Genomic DNA, 25,180 nt, shown 5'->3' on the forward strand with positions numbered 1-25,180 from the left:
CAGCTTGAGCTACTTTTTCATGCCATCAAGCTAATTTGCTCAGATCGTAAATTTTATCTGTAGTATTCTCAAAAACATTTCGTAAGTCTTGACATAGCTGGTATGTTTTTTTAATATCAAGATATAAAATTAAATAAGAATCTAGCTCTTTTAGTTTGGTTCTATTCGCTATTTTATATTTTTATTTGATGCTCATGATATCACTTCGCTAATTTCAGACCATTTTGATTTGTTTTTATATAAGATATAACGGCTTCTAGCTAATAGTTGCTTAATGGTATCACCGTTTTATAGTATTTTGGGTTCGGATTTAGCTTTTCCAATAGCATCATTCTCCATGTCAATTGCTTGCCATCTATTTTTTAATCCTGATTTCTTGTAAAGCTTCGAGCGCTAGTTTTTTAACATGGAATCGGTGCATAACTCTTACTGCATTTGAAAAGTATTTCTTAGCAATAATCCCCATATTAGCCGACATATCGAGTGTTATTTCGGTAATTGAATTTCTTAACTTCAGTGGTGTTTTTTCTAATATAACAAATACTGTCTCTGCCTTGGTTCCGGCAACCATGGCTACTATAGTTCCCTCTCTACCTTTGCAAGCTTTGTTGGTTACAATGGTATACAATTCGCCATTGGAGAGGGATGTTTCATCTATCGATAATCGTTTTGCAATGTTTTCAGGAAAATAAGCCATTGTTTTGCATCTGACTTTTGTTTCCAAGCTTTAAAACCGCTTAACTAATCTTTGTAGTGATATTCCAAATTTCTTCCTGAAACCCCATAGAAAGAAGCTGTAGCATTACAATTATTTGGGTTGGAATATATTTTTTTAAAAAAGATGCAAACTCCTGTGTTACAAGAGTTCCGTCAGCTACTAAATTACAATCTCTAAAAAAACTACTTTTCCAGTGTCTTCGTTCAGCCATCTTCTACGAGTAATATGCAGGTATACTTGATGTGCACGAATAGGAAAATCCTGAACAGTTATCTCATCTAAGAATCCTTTTGAGCTTAATTTAAAAGGTCCGTATTCTTTGTGAATCAAATTAATTTCTTTTAAATACAAATGAAGTATCTCCTCTTGCTCTTTATAAGAAGTCAATTCAAAGTATTCAACAATTATTTCGGGTAATAATAACTTGATTAGTTCGCTGTAGCAATCTTGCATTTGCTATAATTTGGAATCACAAATATCTAGATTTTAATATTTTCCCACACATTATGTATTGATCCCTTTTTTTGTTAAATACCAACGTCTTCTGAATTCAATCGCAATAATTAAATTAATTTATTATCAAACTCTAATTAATAAATATTAATAGTAATTTTGTTTTAAAAAGTTATATAAACATTTTATACACAGCAAAATGAACTTAAAAAATTTATTAGACGTTAGTAGTGACAATACCCTTTCTGGTCAAAAATGGCACATCTTAAGGCAAACTATTGTTAGAAGTCTCCTATCAAATGGTAATGCCACAATAGCTGAGTTAAGTTTCGAGTTGCAGTCAAGTGTTCCAACTGTTACAAAGGCAGTAAACGAACTGCTTTTGGAAGACTATGTAATAGATATGGGTAAAGTTACTAATAGTAGCGGAAGACGTCCTTCATTATATAGTATTAACCCAACTTGCGCTTATTTCCTAGGGGTTAACGTAAACAGAGCAAGTATGTCAATTGGTTTACAAAATATTAAAAATGAATTCGTAAGTATAGAATTAGATTTTTCTTTTGTTTTAGAAAACACTCCAGAATCTCTTCAAGAATTGTGTAATATAATAAACTCATTTATCGATGACGGCTCTGTCGATAAAAGAATGATAGTGGGAGCTTGTATTAATTTGTCCGGTCGCATTAATTCGATCGAAGGATTTAGTTATAATTATTTCTTCAGTGAAAACAGACCATTAACGGAGATAATATCAGCTCAATTAGGGCTTCCCGTTCGATTAGAAAATGATACAAGAGCAATGGCTTATGGTGAATACAAAGAGGGAATTGTTGATGGAGAGCAAAACGTAATATTTGTAAATTATAGTTGGGGAGTAGCCATAGGAATGATTACGGATGGAAAGCTATATTACGGTAAGTCAGGATATTCAGGCGAATTTGGACATAGTACATTGTTTAATAATGAAATTATGTGTCAATGTGGTAAGTTAGGTTGTCTCGAAACTGAAATTTCAGGATGGTCCCTAGTTAATCAGTTTAAAAACGCATTAAAAGAAGGTAAGCAATCTAAAGTTAAGCTTACTGATAGTTCAGAGGCTTTACAACATCACGCCATAATAGCTGGCGCAATCAATTTAGAAGATAATTTATGCATAGAATTGGTTACCATTCAAAGTGAAAAAATGGGCCGTTATCTCTCTATTATTCTTAATATTTTTAATCCTGAGCTTTTAGTAATTGGTGGAGACTTTTCAAAGTTGGGAGATTATGCATTATTACCTATACAATCAGCTTTAAAAAAATATTCATTGGGTTTAGTTAATAGAGATGTAAAGCTAAAAAAGTCATCTTTAGGTTTAAGAGCTGGTGTAATTGGGGCTTGCTGCGTGGTAAAAGAACAAATGTTATCAACTTTAATTTCAAATTAAATAGAGTTAATAAAATATTTTAATAAATATAGTTATGATATTAAAATATTTTATATATTTACTTAATTAATAGTCAATAGAACAAAAATTGAGTGCTTGTGTTTTTGTTTCTATTATCTAATATCGATTATGCTAAAGCATTTAGTGTAGTCAAATAAAAAAAGTCAGCAAATGTTACTAGCATAGCTGACTTATAATTTTCCTGAAGGAAATGGCTGGAAAACAAAAAAAATAATTACTACATAGGATTTATCATTAACCAAACCATTACAAAGTTATGAATTTTTTGACTAAAAAAAAACCGCAAAACTTTCGGCTCGATTCGAAAAATTGGTCCGTTACGAAAGTAGCAGCAGTACTTTTAACTACATTGACAGTGCAAGTATCTGCAGCAGAATCTAAAGAAAGGCCTAATTTAATAGTGCATAAATCGACATTTTTTAAACAAATATCTACCTTAGGTTTTGTTCAAAAAATTGTCAAAGGAAAAGTACTTAATGAAAGCGGAGAGACCTTGCCAGGAGTAAATATTGTCGCAAAAGGAACTAATATAAGCGCGCAAACTGACTTTAATGGTAACTTTACAATTGAGGTTCCTGATAATGTTACAACATTAATTATTTCTTATATAGGTCTTGAAGAACAAGAGATCTTAATAGGAAATGAACCTCTTACTATAATATTAAAAGAAGTCGGCGTTCAAATGAATGAAGTTATTGTTGTGGGTTACGGACAACAAAATAGAAAAACATTAAGCACATCAGTATCAAAATTAGATAAAAAGGTTTTAGAGAATGTGCCGTATTCTAATGTTACTCAAGCTTTACAAGGTAATATAACTGGCTTAGTTGTTCGTACCTCCTCAGGACAGCCTGGAAAAGCATCCAACATTTTAGTTCGTGGTGGGACATCAATTGATAATCCAGCAGGAGCAACTCCCCTATATATTGTTGATGGAGTAATTAGAAATCAGATTGACGATATTAACTCGAATGACATAGCTTCATTGCAAGTTTTAAAAGATGCAGCAGCTACTTCTATCTATGGTGCAAGAGCTTCTAATGGAGTAATTATAATTACTACTTCAACTGGTAAAGCGGGAAAAACAAAAATCACTTATAATGTATCAACACAGAGTAGTGCGATTGGCAAAAAATATGATTTTTTAGATGGAGGAGATTATATCAGATTGCAACGTCAAGGTTTGTACAACGCTGCTGAAATAGCAGGATTGAATACAAGTACAGGTATTGCTAGATTAGGTCAGTTGACTGGTGCTACTCCGGCTGGTACAGGAAACAATTTGTTATCAAATACGCCTTTCGCAACTTTATTAAAGTCAAATTTATCGCCAAGTACAATTGGTACTTTGCAAGCTAAAGGTTGGCAAGAAATTACGGATCCACTTAATGCTGCCAATACTATTTTGTACAAAAGCACGGATTGGAATGACGTTTTGTTTCAAAATGCAATCACTCAAAATCATAATATAGGAATCAGTGGCGGTAGCGATAAAGGGGTATTCGATTTAAGTTTAGGATATTTAAAAGGTGATGGTATTACTATATTTACTGGTTACCAACGTTTTACTAGTAAATTAAACGCTTCCTTACAAGTAGCTGAAAACTTTACTTTAAATGGTCGTGTGTTATATTCTAAATCAAGTAACAATCAAGTTGTAGCCAATAGTGTTGTTTTTAATAGATACTTAGGTAATTCACCTACTACAAAACTATATTTAGAAGACGGTACATTGGCTCCTGGACAAAACAATATCAATGGAAATCCATTATACCAAATGGGCAAAGTGAAAGGAATTAATGAAAATAATAAATTACAAATGAGTGTTGATGGTGATTTAAAACTTACTAATGACTTAACTTTTACACCATCCCTTTCTCTTTATAATGAAAATGAAAATGACAATACTTTCCAACAAGCTTTTTTAAGTGGTAGTAACGGTTTAGTCGATAATACACGTACAGCAACTAGATTAAGTAATGAAATCGCACAATATCAATATGAAGGGGTGTTTTCTTATGCTAAAAATCTAGAAAAAATTGGAAATTTTCAAGCAAAGCTTGGAGCTTCAAAATTTGATAGAACGATAAAAACCTTTAATGCATCTGGAAAAGGAAGTCCTTCTGATCTTGCTCAAAGTTTAGATTCTTCTCCAATACCAATTTCAGTATATAGCAATAATACAAAACTAGTATTAAATAGTGTTTTTGGACGTGTAAATTACGATTATAAAAGCAAGTATTTTGCAACAGCTTCTTTTAGATATGATGGTGCATCTAGCTTAGGACCAGATAACAAATATGGTTTTTTTCCTGGATTATCTGTTGGATGGAACGCTCAAGAAGAGAAATTTTGGAAGGTAATGCCTGAAATGGTTTCTTCTTTAAAACTTCGTGGAAGCTTTGGTATAAATGGAAACTTAGGTACCTTGGGTGATTTTCAAGCAGGAGGATTATATTCTGGTACATCTAATGGCTTTGCCAACAGTTATAATGGTCAGTCAGCAATTATAAATTCTCAAATTGCGAATCCGGGTTTAAAATGGGAACAATCACAAACTTTTAATGCTGGTTTTGATTTAGGTTTTAATAATGACAGAATTAGATTGATTGGAGATTTTTACAATAAATTAACTTCTGATCTATTAACTAACTTAACGCTTCCTTCTAATAGTGGTTTCTCTACAGTATTAACAAACTTAGGCGGATTAAGAAGTAAAGGTTTTGAGCTAGAATTGAATGCTAATGTTTACAATCGAAATGATTTAAAAATTAATCTTGGTGCCAATGTTTCTCATAATACAAACGTAATCGAGAAACTTCCATTTAATGGTAATTTAAACAATAGAATTGGAGGAACTCAAATTTGGGACGCAGGAAGTGGTGCTTATAAATTTGTTGGGGGATTACAAGAAGGCCAAAAAATTGGTGATTTCTACGCCCATAAACAATTATATATTCTTTCGACTCAAGCAGAAGCAGATGCTTATAACTTGACCACTCATGATAATTATGTTACAAAAACAGAAATAGCAGGAGGAAATCCAACAGGAAAGAAATTTGCAGGTGATGCAGTATTTGAAGACACTGACAAAAACGGCATTATTGACAGTAGAGACAGAACCTTTATGGGAAATATGTTTCCAAAATTCACAGGAGGTTTTAGTTTGAACGCCGATTATAAAGGATTTGAATTAGCTGTTAGAACAGATTATTCACTTGGAGCAACAATTTATAATGAAGCAAGAGCACGTTTTGTAGGACAATTTCAAGGAAACTATGGATTACTAGCTGAAAGCTTGCAATCTTGGCAAAAAGAAGGAGACATTACTGATGTACCTCGCTATCGTTGGGCAGATCAAACCAATCAAAATAACTTGTTTAGATCTGAAGCAGCTGGTGCAGCTTACAACACTAATATGTTCCAAGGTAATAGCCGTTATTATGAAAGCGGAGACTACCTATGTTTGAGAGAAATAACAATCAGTTACACCATTCCAAAATCATTAATCGAGAAAATAAAATTGAATAACGTACGTGTTTATGTTACAGGAAGCAATCTATATTATTTCACCAAATACAGTGGTTTAAGTCCAGAGGTACAAGGTATAGACGGTGGTTCTAGTCTTGGACTAAATGATGCAGGAGCAAAAGGAACTTATCCTGTTCCAAGAAACATTATACTTGGTTTAAATATTGGTTTGTAAATTTTAACAAAAAATATCATGAAAAAGAAAATTCTCTTATATACAATGCTTTTTACAGGTTTATCATTACTGAATTCCTGTCAAGATGACTTAAATCTAAAGTCAGATAGTGTTATCACTTCTACGAGCTTTTGGAAAACTGAAGATGATGCTAAAGCAGGTGTAAACGGTATGTACTTCAACTTTAGAACACAAACCCAACAAAATTACTATTTATTGGGAGGAGCAAGAAGTGCTGAAATTACAAATGGTGTTCAATCACCTCTTACTTTAGCAAATTATTATAACAATAACTTAACGCCACAGAATATGGATGTGGATTGGGGTGGCTTATACACCGTAATCCAACAGGCTAATTTAATTTTAAAATATGTGCCTAATATTCAGTTTAGCCCAACTACGGTAAAGGAGCAAAAGAGATATATTGCTCAAGCTTATTCCATGCGTGCTTTAGCTTATTTCATTATGGCTCGTTCATGGGGAGGTGTACCAATTGTTACTACACCTACAGAAAACACCAATCAATCGGAATACATTGTTCCTAGAAACACTATTGCTGAAGTTTTTACCTTTATAAAATCTGATATTGATTTAGCTCTTGCTAATTTTCCTGATGCGAGTAATAATAAAACACAACTATCGTTAGCCTCTGTAAATGCATTAAAAGCAGATGTAAATTTGTGGACAGCAAAACAATTGGGTGGAGGAGCAACAGATTTAAATACTGCTTTGGCTGCGATAAACGCAATTCCTGCGGGACCTGCTTTATTACCTAATTTTAAAGATGTGTTTAGCTACACTAACAAAGGAAACAACGAGGTGCTTTTTGCAGTTAGATATTCATTAGCAGACGTCCCTTCATCTTTATCAGACAACTGGAATTCATTTATGTTTGTAGGACCTAGTGATTTTGCACCTTTAACTGCTCTAACGGCGACAGCAACTTTTGGAACCTTAGGAGTTGGTTCGGGTAATGCAGGAATTTCGAGAGTTCAACCGGACATTACCCGTTTTAACTTCTCCAATACTGATACGAGAAAAACAGCTACTTATTTAACATTGATGAACGGAGCTACACCTGTAGTAACAGGATTAGTGAAATATAATGGAACAGTTGACGGAACAACAAGAAGATTTGTAAGTGACATCATTATTTACCGTTGGGCTGACATCTTGCTAATGAAAGCAGAAATTAAAAATGCATTAATGCAAGACCCAACAACTGAAATGAATTTAGTAATGCAAAGAGCTGATCCATCAGCATCATTTACAAATGGCTCTCAAGCTGCTAACGATGATGCCATTTTAAGAGAGCGTTTACATGAACTAGCATTTGAAGGCAAAGCATGGTGGGATTTAGTTCGTTTTGGAAAAACAGCAAACGTTCCGTCAATGGCTGGTAAAAAGATCTTATTTCCTATTTCTCAAAATACAATAAATTATAATCCTAAAATCACACCAAATCCCTAATAGAATTTCATTTTAAATTTTAAGCCGGAAAATATTTAAATTTCCGGCTTATTTTATAAAATATAAAAATAAATAAATAAAATACCATGAAAATTCAACACTTACAAGGTCTTATCTCAGCTCCATTTACACCTTTTGACAGCAACGGAAAATTAGATGTTAGCTTAATTTCTGGTTATTATTCTTTTTTAAAGAAAAACGGCATAACAGGAGCATTTATTAACGGTTCTACAGGCGAAGGAGTTTCTACCACTATGGCCGAAAAGAAAGCGGTTGCGCAAGCTTGGGCAGATTGTAGTAATCAGGATCCCGATTTTAAAGTAATGGCTTTTTTAGCAGGAACTTGTCTTGACGATTGTATCGAATTGGCTAAACATGCTTATGAAATAGGTTTATACGCTGTTTCACTAACAGGTCCTTTTTATTTTAAACCGGCTAATGTAGATATGCTTGCTGAAGTATGTATCAAAGTAGGTAAAGAGGTTCCTAATATGCCCTTCTATTATTATCATATTCCTGTATTGACAGGCGTTAACTTACCAATGTTTGATTTAGTAAAAGCGCTAGACGGTAAACTTCCCAATTTTGCTGGAGTGAAATATACGCATGAAGACTTCATGGACTTCCAAAGTTGTATGAGCTATGAAAATGGAAAATACGATATGCTTTGGGGACGTGATGAAAATATGCTTTCAGCTTTAGTATTAGGAGCTAAAGGTGCTGTAGGAAGTACTTTTAATTATGCAGCTCCATTGTATTATGATTTGATTGATGCTTTCAATGCTAATGATTTGGTTAAAGCACGCATTTTACAACAAAAATCAATTAACATGATTCGTTTATTAGGTAAATATGGCGGAATCTCAGTTGGTAAAGCATACATGAAAATAGTAGGATTCAATTTAGGTGAATTCAGATTACCAGTTAAAAACATGAACGCTGAACAATTTGAATTGTTTAAATCAGACGTAGCTAGTCTAAATTTTGATGAATACAAGTCAAAATAATCGTAATTATATAGTCTGAAAAATTCTAACACGAATAATATTAAATAAGTTGTTTTTTTTTTAATAACTAAAAAAATATTAGTTGCCACTAAGCCATAAGATTACAAAGGTTTTACTTGATTTAATTTATTAGAAAGCTAAAAAAAATTGTTTGAGTCTTTGTGTCTTCGTGGCAATTGAATCAGGAATCTTCTTTTTGTTAGAAACTTTATTTTAAAATAATTACGATGAACAAATCTATTTTTTCTCTACTATTTATATCCCTTATTATGTCAACAACTGATGCCTTTTCTCAAAAAAAAGAAGTAAACCATGTAGATTGGAAAACCGCTGCCCAATTAAAAAATTTGGATGGAAGTATTTCAATTGGTTTCGCAGGGCCTATTAACGGCATTAGTAATGACGTTTTGATTGTAACTGGCGGTGCCAACTTTCCAGATAAAATGCCTTGGGAAGGTGGAAAAAAAAACTATTCAAAAACGATTCATGTTTTAGAAAAATGCAAGGATGTCTATAAATGGAACGAATTAGTAAAGAGTGAGTTAGCAGAACCTATCGCTTATTGTGGCTCAACATCTACAGATTTGGGTGTGGTATATGTAGGTGGTGAAAATGAAAAGGGACTTTCTAATAAAACGTATCTATTAAAATGGAACGCGGCTAAAAAAGAAGTGGAGACAAAATCTTTAGCTGATTTTCCTATCGCTGTTGCAAATATTTCTCTTACACATATTGGTAATGTGGTCTATGCTATTGGCGGAGATGAGGCAACTAAATCCTCTGATTTTTTTGCAAGTCTAGATTTGAATGAAGTAAATGCTAAATGGAAAACTTTACCCAATTTACCTTTGGCTCTAGCCAATGCAGTTGTAGTTGCACAAAAAGGAATAAATGGTACTAACATTTATATGGTTGGTGGAAGAACAAAGACAGGTTCAGGTATAAGTGATTTGCATAATACTACTTTTGTTTTTGATGTAAAAAAACAAATTTGGTCTGCTGCCGCAAATATATCTGATGGAAAAAACAGTACTAACTTTTCAGCAGGAGCTGGAGTTGCAGTTGGTTCACATTCGGTTGTAATTGTTGGTGGAGATGATGGTGTTATTTTTCATCAAATAGAAACCTATTTATCTCAAATTGCTAAAGCGACAACAGAAGAACTTAAAGCAGAATTAATCGCAAAGAAAAATAAATTAGTAACGAATCATCCTGGATTTTATAAAGGAGTTTTGTTATACAATACTTTGACTAATGAATGGTCAAAAATAGGAGAATTACCATTTTTACCACATGTTACTACACCTGCTGTTTTATGGGATAAAAAAATAATTTTATCAAATGGTGAAATAAAACCTGGAATCAGAACTCCTGATGTAATGTTAGGAACGATAAAAAAATAAACCAATTAGTAACCACAGCTATTTCTTTGCGAAGTCAACAACCAAAAAACTAAAAAGACTACCTAAATATGAAAGAATCAAAATATTATCCTTGGGTTGTCGTGGCCTTATTATGGATTGTCGCCTTGCTTAATTATATGGATAGACAAATGTTATCAACCATGCGTCCATCAATGGAAACGGATATTCCTGAATTATTATCTGGAGAGAATTTTGGTCGATTAATGGCAATATTTTTATGGATTTATGCCCTTATGAGTCCAATTTCAGGAATTATTGCTGATAAAATGAATAGAAAATGGCTTATTGTAGGTAGTCTTTTTGTTTGGTCAGCGGTTACTTATGCAATGGGATATTCTAATAGTTACAATCAGTTGTATTGGTTACGAGCTGTTATGGGTGTAAGTGAAGCCTTGTATATTCCTGCTGGTTTGTCGCTTATTGCTGATTACCATCAGAAAAAAACAAGATCGCTTGCGATAGGTATTCACATGACGGGATTGTATATGGGTTCTGCTATTGGAGGTTTCGGAGCGACTATAGCAGCTTCTTTTTCTTGGCATACTACTTTCCATTATTTTGGAATCATTGGTATTGTATATGCTGTTGTTTTAGTGTTCTTATTAAAAGAATTTAAACATCCTAAATCAGAAATTAAAACTACTGCAACTTCACCTATTAAAGAGAGAGAATCAGTATTAAAAGGATTAAGTGTGTTGCTTACTAATATGTCATTTTGGATAATCTTATTCTATTTTGCTATTCCAAGTTTACCAGGTTGGGCTACTAAAAACTGGCTGCCAACTTTATTTTCTCAAAACTTAAATATTCCTATGGAACAAGCTGGACCTCTAGCAACCATAACGATTTCTGTTTCGGCATTTATCGGAGTTATTTTTGGTGGAATTTTATCAGATAGATGGGTTCAGAAAAATATAAAAGGACGAGTTTACACCAGTGCCATTGGTTTAGGATTAACAATTCCAGCTTTGTTGTTACTTGGCTTTGGTCACTCTTTATTTAATGTAGTAGGAGCAGCCTTGTGTTTTGGTATCGGTTACGGAATGTTTGATGCTAATAATATGCCTATTCTTTGTCAGTTTGTTTCTTCAAAATATAGAGCAACTGCTTACGGAATCCTTAATATGGTTGGTGTAGGTTGTGGAGCATTAGTCACTTCATTACTAGGTAAATATTCAGATAGTGGAACATTAGGAAGTGGATTTGCATTAATGGCGGGTGTCGTTTTAGTCGCGTTAATAGTCCAAATTAGTTTTCTACGTCCAACCGCAAATGATTATGTAGATGTCTAATATTTGAAGAAAATTCAAATAGGCATTTAGAAATAATAAATGAATTTCATTATTTTTTGGTTTGGTTAGAGCTATCGTTTGAGGCGAAATTATAAATTTTGCTTCATCTGATAGACATTTAAAATCTTGCAACGCTTAATCGCACACTATGAAACGCTTTACAACAAATCAGTTTATTCTTTCTTGCATCACTATCATCTGCTTCGGGCAGGTGTTACTGGCGCAGAAAGCGGCTATAAAAATAGCGTGTATTGGTGATTCTGTAACTGCGGGGTATTTGCTAGGGAATGCTGGATCTTATCCTTCCCTACTTCAAGTTTTGATGGGTAATAAATATGACGTTGGAAACTTTGGAAATAGTGGTGCTACGCTTTTAAAAAATGGACATAATCCGTATTATAAAACAAAGAAATTTACTGATGCTGTTGCATTTAATCCAGATGTCGCCATAATTCATTTGGGCTTGAATGATACCGATCCTAGAAATTGGCCCAATTATAAAGAAGGGCTTGATGCTGATTACAGTTGGTTATTGGATGCATTAAAAAAGCAGAATCCAAAAGTTAAAATTTACATCTTTAGAATGAATCCTATTTTTAATCAACACCCTCGTTTTAAATCAGGTACAAGAGATTGGTATTGGCAAATTCAATCCTATATTTCAAATATTGCTAAAGCAAATCCAGTGGGCTTGATTGACTTATACGAAAATTTATATTCGCGCCCTGATCTTTTTCCAGATGCCTTGAATCCTACAAAAAAATGCACATGAAGAAAATGTACCTATTGGTTTGATAGAAGTTAATGTAGGAGGTTCGCCAATAGAATCTTGGATCGATCAATACACACTAGAACACGACGATAAAGCTGTTGATTTATTGACTAACTGGCGCAAATCAGATTTCACTATGCCATTGGTTAGAGAGCGTGCTGTAACAAATTTAAAAAATGCTATAAATTTAAAAAAAGTCATCCATATGATCCTTGTTATAATTATGAAGCTGGAGTTAATGATTTTTCCAAGTTCTCTTTCAAAGGTGTTATCTGGTATCAAGGCGAAACCTATACCCATAATATCGAATTATCTGAACATCTTTTACCCCTTTTGGTTAAAAGCTGGCGTAAGGCATGGAATACTGTTTTTCCTTTTTACTACATACAATTATCAGGAATTTGCCCTCCCTCCTGGCCTACCTTTAGGGATACACAGAACAGACTGCAAAAGATAATTCCTAAGAGTGGTATGGTCGTAAGTATGGATAATGACGATTCTATTAACGTTCATCCGATCAGAAAAAAAGAAATAGCAGAACGAATGGCTCTTTTGGCTTTACGATATAATTACGGAAAAGGAGTTAAGACCGATGGCCCCTCGCCTTTCAAATTAGAAATCAATTAAAAAGAAAGCATCTCAAGGGATGCTCAGGACATAAAAAATAAAACTACACCGCTATTTAAAATTAAATACGGATTATAAAAAAAACAAATGGGTTATTCAAAGAAAGACTTAAAAGAGCTTAAAGATTTTTATCAAAATCAGTTATTAAATGATACCATTCCATTTTGGTTCCCTCGTTCTGTGGACACCGAGTTTGGAGGGTACTTATTAATGCGAGACGAAGAGGGAGGCTTAATAGATGATGATAAAGCCGTTTGGATTCAAGGTCGTGCTGCTTGGCTTTTATCAACTCTTTATAATACAATTGAACCTAAACAAGAGTGGTTAGATAATGCCAAGTCAGGAATCGATTTTTTAAAAAATCATTGCTTTGACGCCGATGGACAAATGTTTTTTCATGTAACTCGCGATGGGAAACCTATACGCAAGCGACGTTACTTCTTCTCTGAAACATTTGCGGTTATCGCAATGTCAGCTTATGCCAAAGCTACTGGAGATAACAGTATTGCTCATAATGCACGTCAATTATTTGAAAAATGCATCGAATACTCAAAAACACCTGGGTTATTACAAGCAAAATTTACTGCTACTCGTCCATTAAAAGGGATTGGAGTACCGATGATAATGATAAACACCGCGCAACAGTTAAGAGAAAATATTGGGGACCCTCGTTGCAATGAATGGATTGATAAATGGATTGATGAAATTGAAACCTATTTTGTTAAAGATGATATTCAATGTGTTATGGAGCAAGTTGCACCAGATGGATCAATAGTAGATCACATTGATGGACGTACTTTAAATCCTGGACATGCAATTGAAGGAGCTTGGTTTATATTGCATGAAGCAAAATACAGAAACAACGACCCACGTTTAATTGCTTTAGGTTGTAAAATGCTTGATTATATGTGGGAACGAGGATGGGACAAAGAGTATGGCGGAATTTTATATTTCCGTGATGTATATGACAAGCCCGTGCAGGAATACTGGCAAGATATGAAGTTTTGGTGGCCACATAATGAATCAATTATAGCTACACTTCTTGCATACACCTTAACTGGTGATATGAAATATGCTAAATGGCATAAAATGGTTCATGATTATTCCTATGATAAGTTTCACGATAAAGAAAATGGAGAATGGTTTGGATATTTACATAGAGATGGTAGTATAGCTCAAACAGCAAAAGGAAATCTATTTAAGGGGCCTTTCCATTTGCCAAGACAAGAATGGTATTGCATGACATTACTTAACGAACATTTAGAAGAAAATTAGTTTTAAGAATGAAACAAGCTATTGTAAACGCAACAGTTCATACCGGAGATGAAATGATAACTAATAGTGTTGTCATTATCAAAAATGGCATTATCCTTTCGGTTCAAAAAGAAGTACCACATGATATTCCAACAATTGATCTAAAAGGCAAACATATTGCAGCCGGTTTTATTGATATTCAAATAAATGGCGGAGAGCGATTTTATTTCAGTCAATCTCCAAACGAAGAAACCATTCAGGACATTAATGATTCGAGTCTAAAACATGGAACTTTCCACACTTTACCTTGTTTAATTTCGTCTTCAAACGAAACAATTCATCAAGGAATTGAAGCTATCCGTAATTATATAGGAAAATATAAAAACGGAGTATTGGGTATGCATTTAGAAGGGCCTTTTTTAAATCCTTTAAAACGTGGTGCACATAGTATCAACCAAGTTCGAAAGCCATCTAATACTGAATTAGAAGAAATCATTCGTTATGGAAAAGATGTCATAAAAGTAATAACTATTGCTCCCGAATGTTTCACCGAGGATCAATTAGACATGTTGTTAGAAAGCGGCATTGTCATTTCGGCTGGACATTCAAACATGACCTACGATCAAGCGCAATATTACTTTTCCAAAGGAATCAAACTAGTTACCCATCTATTCAACGCCATGACACAATTTAGTCACCGAGAACCCGGTTTAGTGGGTGCGTCATTTGAAAACGAGTCCGTTTACACTCCAATTATTTTAGATGGCGTTCATTGTAACTATGCCGCTGCAAGGCTGGCTTATAAATTAAAGAAAGATAAATTTTTCTTAATTAGTGATGCCACATTTTTAGGGCGAAAAGTCTCTAATTTCAAATGGGATAGTTTCAATGCACACCTAAAAAACGGGGTTTATACAAACGACGAAGGCAATTTAGCAGGCTCCAGTATTTCAATGAAGGAGGCAGTTCAAAATGCTTATAAACATTTGAATATAACAGCTGACGAAGCAATCAAAATGGCTACTTCGAGGGTTGCTAATGCAATCAATATGAAAGATAAAATTGGAAAAATAAAACCTGGATTTCCTGCTAGTTTTGTTCAGTTCAACGATGATTTATCAGTAATTGAAACTTTGAAATTTAATGCATATTAAAATATATAGGAGTATTAATGAACGTCTAAAAGCAATATTAAATAATTATATAAATAATTCAAATAAACTACACAATGACTACCACATTAGAAATAAAATCAGACATTAGTTATAAGAGTCCTGGCAAATTTGAAGAAACTAGATTTGAAAAAATTCATAATGAAATTTTTAAAAATTCAGCAGAAGCTTCTATAATTGTTGCCAAAGAAATAGCTTTGTTAATTAAATCAAGACAAAAGGAAAACAAATCCTGTGTTCTTGGTTTGGCTACAGGGTCCTCTCCTATAAAAGTATATAATGAATTAGTCCGAATGCATAAAGAGGAAGGACTAAGTTTTAAGAACGTAATAACTTTTAATTTAGATGAGTACTATCCAATGACAAAAGAAAGCAATCAAAGTTATTATTATTTTATGCATCAACATCTTTTTAATCATATAGATATTAACCCAGACAATATAAACATTCCTGATGGTACTATTTCTATTCAACAATTGAATCAATATTGTTTAGATTATGAGAAAAAAATTATAAATGCTGGAGGACTTGATTTTCAATTGCTGGGAATTGGTCGCACAGGGCATGTAGGTTTTAATGAGCCTGGCTCACATATCAATTCTGGCACGAGAATTATTACCTTAGATCACATTACAAAAGTAGATGCATCTGGTGATTTTAACGGTATAGGTAATGTACCTAAAAGAGCGATTACAATGGGGGTCTCTACAATCTTAAGATCTAAAAGAATTGTTTTGATGGCTTGGGGCCAAAATAAAGCCGATATTATAAAAAGAACTATTCAAGGAGATATAAGTTCGGAAATTCCTGCTACTTTTTTACAAAATCATACTAATACCACTTTCGTTTTAGACGAATCTGCTTCCTCAGAATTAACAAGGTTTAAAACTCCATGGCTGGTTGGAGACTGTATTTGGACTCAAGAATTGAAAAGTAAAGCAATTGTTTGGCTTTGCCAAAATACAAAACAGTCGATCTTAAAATTAACCGATCGAGATTACAACAACAATGGAATGTCAGATCTTTTGGCTTCTGGAACTTCAGCTTATGATTTGAATATTAATATGTTTAATGTACTACAACATACCATAACAGGATGGCCTGGTGGAAAACCAAACACGGATGATTCAAATAGACCCGAAAGAGCTAATCCAACCAAGAAAAGAATCATTTTATTCAGTCCCCATCCAGATGATGATGTGATTTCTATGGGAGGTACATTTGCCAAATTAATTAAACAAGGGCATGATGTTCATGTCGTATATCAAACTTCAGGAAATATAGCTGTTACAGATGATGAAGCATTAAAATTTGCAGAAGTTTGCAATGATTTTATGGATAAATCTACTAGTGAAATCAATTTTAAATCAGTTATAAGCTTTATAAATGCTAAAAAACAAGGTGAAATTGATTCTGCAGAGGTTCGTAAACTAAAAGGAATTATACGCAGACGTGAATCTTACGCGGCTACAAGATACATTGGATTAAAAGATGAAAATACGCATTTTTTAGATCTTCCTTTCTATGAAACTGGGTTGGTACAGAAAAATCCACTGGGATCAACTGATATAGCAATCGTAAAAGACATCATAGCTAAAATAGAACCACATCAAGTTTTTGCCGCCGGAGACTTAGCTGATCCACATGGTACTCATGAAGTTTGCTTGAATGCCATATTTGCCGCAATGGCCCAATTAAAATCGGAATCTTACATGAATGAATGCTGGTTATGGTTATATAGAGGCGCTTGGCACGAATGGGAAATTCACGAAATTGATATGGCAGTACCATTAAGTCCAGATGAAGTCTTGTTAAAAAGACACGCCATCTTGTATCATCAATCGCAAAAAGATAGAGTAATGTTCCAGGGAAATGACTCTAGGGAATTTTGGGTAAGAGCAGAGGATCGTAATAAGAATACTGCAAAACTATATGATGATCTAGGTCTAGCCGAATACGAAGCAATTGAAGCTTTTAAACGTTTTGAATATTAAAGTTATTATGTATATCCAAGCCTAAAAATTGAACATGTTGAACCTTTAATTATTGTTAAGTACCTTTATTTAACCGCACCAAATTATGAACTTTACTAGGCTAATAACTTGTTTAACCATCGGTTCATTTACATGTTCTTTTTTCAGTATGGTTCATCCTGTCTGGTCCTAAATAACCAATACCAATTTTTACACAATAAATATTTAATTAAACACTTGCAAAAATTTTTTCGCAAGTGTTTTTGTTTTATTCGTCCTGATCTTAATCTTACTTTGTAAATGTAGAAATGGAAATAAAATATGGAGCTATATTTAAGAAAAAAGGGTGCAAAATTTCACTCTTATTTTGTTTACAAATGAGAAATACTTAGTCCTTTTATTTTTATAAATATTGAAACTTTTTTCCAAATTAAAAAAACAAATTTTAGCAGCTAAATTATGAGTTGGATCTTATAAAAACATTGGTTTAATTTTACATAAAACTAGAAATAGATTCTTACTTTCTATAAAGGATTCCAGATAGCTAATTTCTTTAGATCTTGTATAAAATGTTTTGTGAATTTCTAGTAAGGATCAAAAAATAAAAGCTCAATTCATATGAATTAAGCTTTTATTTTTAAATTTTAAATAATCTAAAATTTTGGAACAATTATTGAAATACAACTATCAAAATTAAAACTATATATAATATGAAAAAACAAATTTTGACTTTCGCAATGTTGACCGCATTAATAGTTACTTCTTGTAAGGAAAAAACTCAAAAAGACGAGAGCGTGATTACAACAGAAGCGGTAGAAGTTAAAAATGAAGACGTTGTTACATCGACTTTGAAAAACAAAGAAGGCAAACAATTAGAAATGAAATTTGACAATATCAATGGTACTGCCACAATAAATTTTGACGGCGAGACTAGCGAATTAAAAGCCCAACGATCAGGTTCTGGCATTTGGTATAAAAATGAACAATTCGAACTGAGAGGAAAAGGAAATGACATCGAACTTACAAAAGATGGTAAACTCATTTTTGAACACAAAGACGAAATGGGTTCGCAATCTTTAAAAGATAAAAACGGACAAACTTTAGATTTGACGTTCAACAATACTGAAAATACCGTAAAAGCGTATTTAAACGGTGGCGAACAAATTGATTTGGTTGGCAAAAAACCAGCTTCCGGAATTTGGTATAAAAATGACCAATACGAATTGAGAGGAAAAGGCGATCACCTTACTTTGACAAAAGACGGTAAAACGGTTTTTGAAAATTAAATAAAACAGATTCGTCTGAAGACAAGTTTTTGGCTAATCAGATGGAAGGACTTATAATTTTAGCGGTTGGAAAAACACTTTGTTTTTCTAACCGTTTTTTTTTTTGCACCATCGACATAGATGTTGTTTATAATTGAGAAATTACTAAATTCGCTTTTCTCTTTCACGTAATTTCTTTCTTCAAAATGACAACAAACAGACTAGAAGCTTTTAGCGACGGCGTTTTGGCAATTATCATTACCATTATGGTATTGGAACTCAAAGCTCCTGTTGACACGGACTTGAATTCTTTACTTGCAAAGACGCCTGTTTTTATCAGTTATATTTTCAGTTTCATTTACGTTGGAATTTATTGGAACAACCACCATCACCTCTTTCAAATTACCGAAAAAGTAAACGGTAAAATTCTGTGGGCCAATTTGCATCTCCTCTTTTGGCTTTCCCTTATTCCATTTACCACTGCTTGGATTGGGGAAAATTATACAAATCTTTTGCCTGTCATGGCTTACGGTGTAGTTTTGCTTTTTTGTGCCATAGCCTACTATATTTTGCAAGCTATAATTATAAAATTCCACGACGACCAATTTGCTTTAAGACAAGTTATTGGTTCAGATCGAAAAGGAAAGATTTCAATGGCATTGTACCTTTTGGGAATTGCATCCGCATTTATTTTTCCCTGGGTGGCTTTAATTTTCTACGGAATTGTTGCTATAATGTGGCTGGTTCCCGACCGGAGAATTGAAACAAAAGTATAATTTACACCAACCTCCTTATAAGATTCTAATTAAAGCTAGTAATGACTGCCGTAAAAACCTATAAGAGCATAAATAGTAACCAAGAAAATCTTCATTTTAATATTGCTAAAATGCAGGATATTTACACGCTTCGAAACGGTAAAGTAGATGAACCACATCGGCATAATTTCTATTCCGTTTTAATTATCAGTAAAGCAAAAGGTATTCATAAAATAGATTTTAATGCCTATGAATTGGCTGAAAAGCAAATCTTCTTTATTGCTCCAGGACAAGTGCATCAAGTAATTGAGCATGAAAAATCAGAGGGTTTTTCTATGACCTTCTCTAATCATTTTTTAGTAGAAAACTCCATTCCAATTTCATTTATAGAAAGCTTAAACCTATTTCAAAATTACGGACAAAGTCCACCGTTACAACTAGAAAGCAAAGCTTTTGAAAGCGTCGAAAATTTCGCCAATCAAATAGTCGAATTATTCAATAGTAATGCTGCAATGAAATTTTTATCCATTGGCTCGTTTTTAAAATTAATACTAATCGCATGCAATAACAGTTGTGCCATCAATCCCATCGAGTCGGATATTGATATTTCCGGAGCTTCTTTAATTCGGAATTTTAAAAATTCGGTAAACCAAAATTTCAAAAAAGAACATTCAACCACCTTTTATGCCAATCAGCTTTTTATTACTCCTGATCATTTGAATCGAACATTTAAAGCAAAAGTAGGCAAAACTGCCAAAGAATTTATTCAAGCACGAATCATTACGGAAGCTAAAAGACTCCTCTTTTTCAGCAGTTTAACCAATAAAGAAATTGCCTACCAATTGGGGTTTAACGAACCTGCCAATTTTAGTGCTTTTTTTAAAAAACACACCAAGTTATCTCCTTCTCACTTCAAGAAACGAGAAATTAAATAGGCACATTTCTATAAAAATCGGAAATTCATACGTTTACACTCCATTTTCATATTCCAGACTTGAAATAAGAAAGCCATCTTTGTAGTACTAACAAACGGCAAAATTATGGATCGTAAGAAATTCTTAAAAAATATCCTTATTACAGGTGTAGCAGGAACCATTGCACCTCAAATCATAAAAAAAGCAGAACAACCGGTTATCGCATCTACTTATGATCGATTGATGGAACAAGTAGGATTCAATCATTTGCCCAATAAAAACATAAAAACTATGAATACAGTTATTCACAAAGCAGCTACGAGAGGAAATGCAAATCACGGATGGCTTAACTCTTATCATACTTTTAGCTATGCCAATTATAACAATCCTGAACGAATGAACTTTGGTTTATTACGGGTTTTGAACGATGATAGTGTACAAGGCGGAATGGGTTTTGGTACACATCCACACGATAATATGGAAATTATTTCAATTCCTTTAGAAGGTGATTTGGAACACAAAGACAGTATGGGAAACACTACAGTAATCAAGCAAGGCGATGTGCAAGCTATGAGTGCTGGAACGGGAGTTACTCATTCTGAATACAACAAAAACACTCATAAAGAGGTGAAGTTTTTACAGATTTGGATTTTTCCAAACAAGAAAAATGTAACACCAAAATACGATCAGATTTCACTAAAAGATATTGCAAAAGAAAATGAGTTCTATCAAATTCTTTCGCCAAATAAAGACGATCAAGGTGTTTGGATCCATCAAGATGCTTGGTTTCACCTCGGTCAATTTACAAAAGAAACTAGCGAAACGTATCAAATAAAAAAAAAAGGTAACGGAGTGTATGCTTTTATTTTAGAAGGAGAAGCAACAATTAACGATCAACCACTTTCAAAAAGAGACGGAATGGGGATTTGGAATACCAACGGAATTCAAATTAAGGCAAATCCACAAGCAATGATCTTGTTGATGGAAGTTCCAATGAACCGATAAGTAATTTATATAAAAAGTGCAGTAATTGATTTAGTACATCAATAATTTGGTAAATTAACGTTCTAAATTTTTTATAACAAAACAACACAAATTATGGACGATAAAAACAAACTTACAAGACAGTCGGGAGCTCCAGTAGGCGACAATCAAAATGTACAAACGGCAGGAACTCGCGGCCCGATGTTAATGCAAGATGCTTGGTTTCTGGAAAAAATGGCCAACTTTGATCGAGAAGTAATCCCAGAGCGAAGAATGCATGCTAAAGGTTCGGGTGCTTTTGGAACATTTACTGTTACGCACGATATTTCGCAGTATACAAGAGCCAAAATATTTAGTGAAATCGGTAAAAAAACGGAAATGTTCAGTCGGTTTTCAACAGTAGCAGGAGAACGTGGAGCAGCCGATGCCGAACGAGATATTAGAGGTTTTGCATTAAAATTTTACACCGAAGAAGGAATTTGGGATTTAGTGGGAAATAATACGCCTGTCTTTTTCTTTCGTGATCCAATGAAGTTTCCAGATTTAAATCATGCGGTGAAAAGAGATCCGAAAACCAACCTACGAAGTGCAAACAACAACTGGGACTTTTGGACTTTACTACCTGAATCTTTACACCAAATAACCATCACGATGAGTGATCGCGGAATTCCAAAAGGATACCGTCACATGCACGGTTTTGGAAGTCATACGTATAGTTTCATCAATAAGAATAATGAAAGGCATTGGGTTAAGTTTCATTTTGTAACTCAGCAAGGCATTGAAAACCTATCGGATGAAGAAGCGATGAAAATAGTAGGTTCGGATAGAGAATCGTCACAACGAGATCTTTTTGATGCTATTGAAAGAAATGATTTTCCAAAATGGAAGATGTTCATTCAAGTTATGACCGAAGAACAAGCAAAAACCTACCGCTTCCACCCTTTTGATTTAACAAAAGTGTGGTCTAAAAAAGATTTTCCACTAATTCCAGTGGGAGAATTTGAGTTGAATCGAAATCCAGAGAATTATTTCCAAGATGTCGAACAAGCTGCTTTTAATCCAACCAATATTGTTCCTGGGATTGGATTTTCGCCAGACAAAATGTTACAAGGAAGACTCTTTTCTTACGGCGATGCATAACGTTATCGTTTAGGTGTCAACCATTTTCAAATTCCGGTAAATAAACCAACTTGTCCCTACAATTCTTTTCATCGTGATGGTGCCATGAGAGTAGATGGAAATTATGGTGGAGCCAGACATTATGAACCAAACAGTTTTGGCGAATGGCAAGAACAACCCGATGCGAAAGAACCTCCATTAGAATTAAACGGAGATGCTTATGCTCATAATTTTAGAGATGACGACGAAGATTACTTCACGCAACCCGGTAATTTATTCCGAATCATTAAAGCAGATGGAAAAGCAAATTTATTGTTTGCCAATACTGCAGCACAAGTGGGTGGTGCAGAAAAATTTATCCAAATTCGCCACATTAGAAACTGTTTTAAAGCCGATCCAGAATATGGAGAAGGTGTGGCAAAAGCGTTGAATTTGACCATGGAAGAAGTAAATAACTTTGACCTGACGCCTTACAATCGTTGGGCACCAAAGCCAACAAACGGATAATATAAATAATGAAAATTAAAAACCAATGCCTTAATGATTAGCAAATTCAATAATTAGGACAAGATTTCTAAAGTATTTATCCAACCTAGTTCTGCTTGAACTGCGAAAATTTAGAGTTAATTATAAATTCATATAAAATAGTAAAAATGAAAGAAGATAAAAAGTTGATAGTGATAACAGGTGGAGCCGGAGGAATTGGTCAAGCTTGTGCAAGAGCATTTAAAAACCAACCTATAATTATTACCGATTATTCGCAAGATCAAGTCGATGAAACCGTACAATCTTTTGAAAAAGAAGGATTTGATGTGGCAGGTATTGCTTGTGACATCACCGATAAAAACGACATTGAAAAACTAACCAAATTTGTTTCCCAAAAAGGTCAATTAAAAGCTTTGGTTCATACCGCTGGTGTCAGTGGAACCGTAAAAGATTTGAAAAAAGTGTACAGCATTGACTTAATTGCAACTGAACTTTTAGTAGATGCGTTTTTCGACATTGCAAAAAAAGATTCAGCAGCTATATTACTTTCGTCGATGATGGCGCATTCGGTTCCTCCAAATCCTGAATATGATGACGCTTTGGCTAATCCGCAGTCTTCAGGTTCTTTTGAGACGGTTAGTAAGTTTGTCAAAGATTCCGACACCATGTACAATTTTGCAAAAAGAGGTGTTCAATTGTTGACACAGAAATACGCTGATAAGTGGGGACAAAAAGGGGCGCGAATTGTTTCCGTTTCTCCCGGAGTAATTGAAACTCCTATGGCATTAAAAGCCGCTGAAGAGCATCCCGAACGTATGGAAGCGATTCGAAAAGCCACACCGATGCAGCGAAACGGACAAGCAGAAGACGTTGCCAACGTAGTGTATTTCCTAGCCAGTGATGCAGCAAGTTTTATTACAAGCACTGATATTTTAGTGGACGGCGGCGTGATTCACAACATTAAAAAAATGAAATAAAAATTAATTTAAAAAAGATATATATGAAAAAATTTAAAATTGGCGTACTCGTAGGAAGTCTTCGCAAAGAATCATTCAACTTGAAAACCGCAAAAGTGTTGATGGAAGTTGCCCCAAAATCATTAGAATTGGAATTAATTGACATTTCAAATATCCCAATGTTCAACCAAGATTTAGAAGGAACACCGCCTGAAGAATGGACGACTTTAAGAGAAGCTGTAAAAGCGGTTGACGGACTTATTTTTGTAACGCCTGAATACAATCGTTCGGTTCCCGCTGTGTTAAAAAACGCAATTGATGTCGGTTCTAGACCTTATGGGAAAAATGTTTGGACAGAAAAACCAGGTGCTGTAGTGAGTGTTTCTACAGGAAATATCAGCGGATTTGGAGCTAACCATCATTTGAGACAATCATTGGCTTTTGTCAATATTCCTACAATGGCTCAACCCGAAGCTTATATTGGTGGAGCAGCAGATCTTTTTGATGAAAAAGGTAATTTAAAAAACGATTCAACTAAAAAGTTTCTAACCACGTTTATGGAAGCTTTTGAAAAATGGGTTCAAACTATTGTAAAGTAATAACTATTATAATGAAAAATTTAACAGGTAAAGTAATAATCGTAACTGGCGGAGCAGCAGGAATTGGAGGAGCTATAACATCTGAATTAACAGAAAGAGGAGCCTTTGTTGTAGCAGTAGATTTAAATGAAGAGGCTGGAAAGAAAAAGGTAGCTTCCAATCCAGATCAGATAGCATTCCTAAATGGCGATATCTCGAAAGAATCCGTAGCAAAAGAGGCGGTGGCATTAGCCATTTCTAAATTTGGCAAATTGACAAGTTTAGTAAATAATGCACACGCTTCACGTCAAAAACCATTATTGGAACTTACCGAAGCTGATTGGGCACTATCCATGGACACTGGTTTAAAAGGTACTTTAAATTTCATGAAGGCGGCTTATTCAGAGCTTAAAAAAAATAATGGAGCAATTGTGAATTTTGGTTCTGGAGCAGGATTATTGGGTCAAAAAAATCAAGGAAGTTACGCTGCAGCAAAAGAAGCTATTAGGGGATTATCTCGTGTGGCAGCAAATGAATGGGCAGGAGATGGCATTCGTGTAAATGTCGTTTGTCCATTAGCATTTACTGAGGGTGTTAAAGAATGGAAAGAAAATTTTCCTGAACAATATGAAGAGATTGTTAGTAAAAACCCGATGCAACGTTTTGGAGACCCTCAAAAAGATGTCGCACCAATTGTCGCTTTTTTATTAAGTGATGACAGTCAATATATGACAGGTCAAACACTTATGGCAGATGGTGGAGACATAAAATTAAGATAGATTAAATAGTTAGTAAGATATTG

20 protein-coding genes and 1 pseudogene are annotated in these 25,180 nt (G+C 34.0%); 19 read left to right on the forward strand and 2 right to left on the reverse strand.

The window, feature by feature from the left end; translation table 11 throughout:
* Positions 1–355: 355 nt before the first annotated feature.
* Both MW871_RS02455 and MW871_RS02460 read right to left on the reverse strand, forming a co-directional pair.
* Positions 356–697, reverse strand: a complete 342-nt coding sequence (locus MW871_RS02455) for a transposase (protein ID WP_248427429.1) — start codon at positions 695–697, stop codon at positions 356–358.
* A gap of 180 nt (positions 698–877) precedes the next feature.
* Positions 878–1,171 carry an ISAon1 family transposase N-terminal region protein gene (locus MW871_RS02460; protein ID WP_248427430.1) on the reverse strand — a complete coding sequence of 98 codons (294 nt, stop codon included), beginning with the start codon at positions 1,169–1,171 and terminating at the stop codon, positions 878–880.
* A 334-nt stretch (positions 1,172–1,505) separates the two neighbouring features.
* On the opposite strand from MW871_RS02460, the gene MW871_RS02465 reads away from it, so the two are divergent.
* From MW871_RS02465 to MW871_RS02555, 19 genes and pseudogenes are all read left to right on the forward strand, one after another.
* The gene (locus MW871_RS02465; RefSeq protein ID WP_248427431.1) at positions 1,506–2,603 is read left to right on the forward strand and encodes an ROK family protein; all 1,098 of its coding nucleotides are present in this window, start codon (positions 1,506–1,508) and stop codon (positions 2,601–2,603) included.
* A 286-nt stretch (positions 2,604–2,889) separates the two neighbouring features.
* The gene (locus tag MW871_RS02470) at positions 2,890–6,330 is read left to right on the forward strand and encodes a SusC/RagA family TonB-linked outer membrane protein (RefSeq protein ID WP_248427432.1); all 3,441 of its coding nucleotides are present in this window, start codon (positions 2,890–2,892) and stop codon (positions 6,328–6,330) included.
* A gap of 18 nt (positions 6,331–6,348) precedes the next feature.
* Positions 6,349–7,800 (forward strand): RagB/SusD family nutrient uptake outer membrane protein, encoded by a 1,452-nt coding sequence (locus MW871_RS02475; RefSeq protein WP_248427433.1) that lies wholly within the window; start codon positions 6,349–6,351, stop codon positions 7,798–7,800.
* Positions 7,801–7,886: 86 nt separating this feature from the next.
* Entirely contained in the window at positions 7,887–8,807 is a 921-nt protein-coding gene (locus MW871_RS02480) for a dihydrodipicolinate synthase family protein (RefSeq protein ID WP_248427434.1), read from the forward strand.
* A 227-nt stretch (positions 8,808–9,034) separates the two neighbouring features.
* The gene (locus MW871_RS02485; protein ID WP_248427435.1) at positions 9,035–10,210 is read left to right on the forward strand and encodes a kelch repeat-containing protein; all 1,176 of its coding nucleotides are present in this window, start codon (positions 9,035–9,037) and stop codon (positions 10,208–10,210) included.
* Positions 10,211–10,278: 68 nt separating this feature from the next.
* Complete coding sequence (locus MW871_RS02490; RefSeq protein WP_248427436.1) at positions 10,279–11,523, forward strand: MFS transporter; 1,245 nt, start codon at positions 10,279–10,281, stop codon at positions 11,521–11,523.
* 148 nt (positions 11,524–11,671) lie between these two features.
* The gene (locus MW871_RS02495; protein ID WP_248427437.1) at positions 11,672–12,295 is read left to right on the forward strand and encodes a GDSL-type esterase/lipase family protein; all 624 of its coding nucleotides are present in this window, start codon (positions 11,672–11,674) and stop codon (positions 12,293–12,295) included.
* Positions 12,296–12,628: 333 nt separating this feature from the next.
* Positions 12,629–12,922, forward strand: coding sequence for a hypothetical protein (locus tag MW871_RS02500; RefSeq protein ID WP_248427438.1), 294 nt, complete (start codon positions 12,629–12,631; stop codon positions 12,920–12,922).
* 87 nt (positions 12,923–13,009) lie between these two features.
* Positions 13,010–14,197 carry an AGE family epimerase/isomerase gene (locus tag MW871_RS02505; RefSeq protein WP_248427439.1) on the forward strand — a complete coding sequence of 396 codons (1,188 nt, stop codon included), beginning with the start codon at positions 13,010–13,012 and terminating at the stop codon, positions 14,195–14,197.
* Between the two features lie 8 nt (positions 14,198–14,205).
* Complete coding sequence (gene nagA, locus MW871_RS02510; RefSeq protein ID WP_248427440.1) at positions 14,206–15,330, forward strand: N-acetylglucosamine-6-phosphate deacetylase; 1,125 nt, start codon at positions 14,206–14,208, stop codon at positions 15,328–15,330.
* Positions 15,331–15,404: 74 nt separating this feature from the next.
* Positions 15,405–17,342, forward strand: a complete 1,938-nt coding sequence (nagB, locus tag MW871_RS02515) for a glucosamine-6-phosphate deaminase (protein WP_248427441.1) — start codon at positions 15,405–15,407, stop codon at positions 17,340–17,342.
* Between the two features lie 689 nt (positions 17,343–18,031).
* A complete protein-coding gene (locus tag MW871_RS02520) occupies positions 18,032–18,607 on the forward strand; it encodes an MliC family protein (RefSeq protein WP_248427442.1) in 576 nt (191 codons plus the stop codon).
* 185 nt (positions 18,608–18,792) lie between these two features.
* Positions 18,793–19,362, forward strand: coding sequence for a TMEM175 family protein (locus tag MW871_RS02525; RefSeq protein WP_248427443.1), 570 nt, complete (start codon positions 18,793–18,795; stop codon positions 19,360–19,362).
* A gap of 41 nt (positions 19,363–19,403) precedes the next feature.
* Positions 19,404–20,276: a helix-turn-helix domain-containing protein gene (locus tag MW871_RS02530; protein WP_248427444.1), complete on the forward strand. Its 873-nt coding sequence runs from the start codon at positions 19,404–19,406 to the stop codon at positions 20,274–20,276.
* A gap of 270 nt (positions 20,277–20,546) precedes the next feature.
* Positions 20,547–21,260 (forward strand): pirin family protein, encoded by a 714-nt coding sequence (locus MW871_RS02535; RefSeq protein ID WP_248427696.1) that lies wholly within the window; start codon positions 20,547–20,549, stop codon positions 21,258–21,260.
* A 93-nt stretch (positions 21,261–21,353) separates the two neighbouring features.
* A pseudogene (locus MW871_RS02540) lies at positions 21,354–22,865 on the forward strand (catalase).
* A gap of 146 nt (positions 22,866–23,011) precedes the next feature.
* On the forward strand, positions 23,012–23,821 hold the full coding sequence (locus MW871_RS02545; RefSeq protein ID WP_248427445.1) for an SDR family oxidoreductase: 810 nt from the start codon (positions 23,012–23,014) through the stop codon (positions 23,819–23,821).
* Positions 23,822–23,844: 23 nt separating this feature from the next.
* Positions 23,845–24,399, forward strand: coding sequence for an NADPH-dependent FMN reductase (locus MW871_RS02550; protein WP_248427446.1), 555 nt, complete (start codon positions 23,845–23,847; stop codon positions 24,397–24,399).
* Positions 24,400–24,410: 11 nt separating this feature from the next.
* A complete protein-coding gene (locus MW871_RS02555; protein WP_248427447.1) occupies positions 24,411–25,157 on the forward strand; it encodes an SDR family NAD(P)-dependent oxidoreductase in 747 nt (248 codons plus the stop codon).
* The last annotated feature ends 23 nt before the right edge of the window (positions 25,158–25,180 follow it).

Source organism: Flavobacterium pygoscelis, from assembly GCF_023162025.1.
Classification (GTDB): domain Bacteria; phylum Bacteroidota; class Bacteroidia; order Flavobacteriales; family Flavobacteriaceae; genus Flavobacterium; species Flavobacterium pygoscelis.

Bases quoted from the DNA above. Each gene is read 5' to 3' on its own strand.
- MW871_RS02455 (WP_248427429.1), bottom strand. From the start codon at position 697: ATGGCTTATTTTCCTGAAAACATTGCAAAACGATTATCGATAGATGAA.
- MW871_RS02460 (WP_248427430.1), bottom strand. From the start codon at position 1,171: ATGCAAGATTGCTACAGCGAACTAATCAAGTTATTATTACCCGAAATA.
- MW871_RS02475 (WP_248427433.1), top strand. From the start codon at position 6,349: ATGAAAAAGAAAATTCTCTTATATACAATGCTTTTTACAGGTTTATCA.
- MW871_RS02480 (WP_248427434.1), top strand. From the start codon at position 7,887: ATGAAAATTCAACACTTACAAGGTCTTATCTCAGCTCCATTTACACCT.
- MW871_RS02485 (WP_248427435.1), top strand. From the start codon at position 9,035: ATGAACAAATCTATTTTTTCTCTACTATTTATATCCCTTATTATGTCA.
- MW871_RS02490 (WP_248427436.1), top strand. From the start codon at position 10,279: ATGAAAGAATCAAAATATTATCCTTGGGTTGTCGTGGCCTTATTATGG.
- MW871_RS02495 (WP_248427437.1), top strand. From the start codon at position 11,672: ATGAAACGCTTTACAACAAATCAGTTTATTCTTTCTTGCATCACTATC.
- MW871_RS02505 (WP_248427439.1), top strand. From the start codon at position 13,010: ATGGGTTATTCAAAGAAAGACTTAAAAGAGCTTAAAGATTTTTATCAA.
- nagA (WP_248427440.1), top strand. From the start codon at position 14,206: ATGAAACAAGCTATTGTAAACGCAACAGTTCATACCGGAGATGAAATG.
- nagB (WP_248427441.1), top strand. From the start codon at position 15,405: ATGACTACCACATTAGAAATAAAATCAGACATTAGTTATAAGAGTCCT.
- MW871_RS02520 (WP_248427442.1), top strand. From the start codon at position 18,032: ATGAAAAAACAAATTTTGACTTTCGCAATGTTGACCGCATTAATAGTT.
- MW871_RS02525 (WP_248427443.1), top strand. From the start codon at position 18,793: ATGACAACAAACAGACTAGAAGCTTTTAGCGACGGCGTTTTGGCAATT.
- MW871_RS02530 (WP_248427444.1), top strand. From the start codon at position 19,404: ATGACTGCCGTAAAAACCTATAAGAGCATAAATAGTAACCAAGAAAAT.
- MW871_RS02535 (WP_248427696.1), top strand. From the start codon at position 20,547: ATGAATACAGTTATTCACAAAGCAGCTACGAGAGGAAATGCAAATCAC.
- MW871_RS02545 (WP_248427445.1), top strand. From the start codon at position 23,012: ATGAAAGAAGATAAAAAGTTGATAGTGATAACAGGTGGAGCCGGAGGA.
- MW871_RS02550 (WP_248427446.1), top strand. From the start codon at position 23,845: ATGAAAAAATTTAAAATTGGCGTACTCGTAGGAAGTCTTCGCAAAGAA.
- MW871_RS02555 (WP_248427447.1), top strand. From the start codon at position 24,411: ATGAAAAATTTAACAGGTAAAGTAATAATCGTAACTGGCGGAGCAGCA.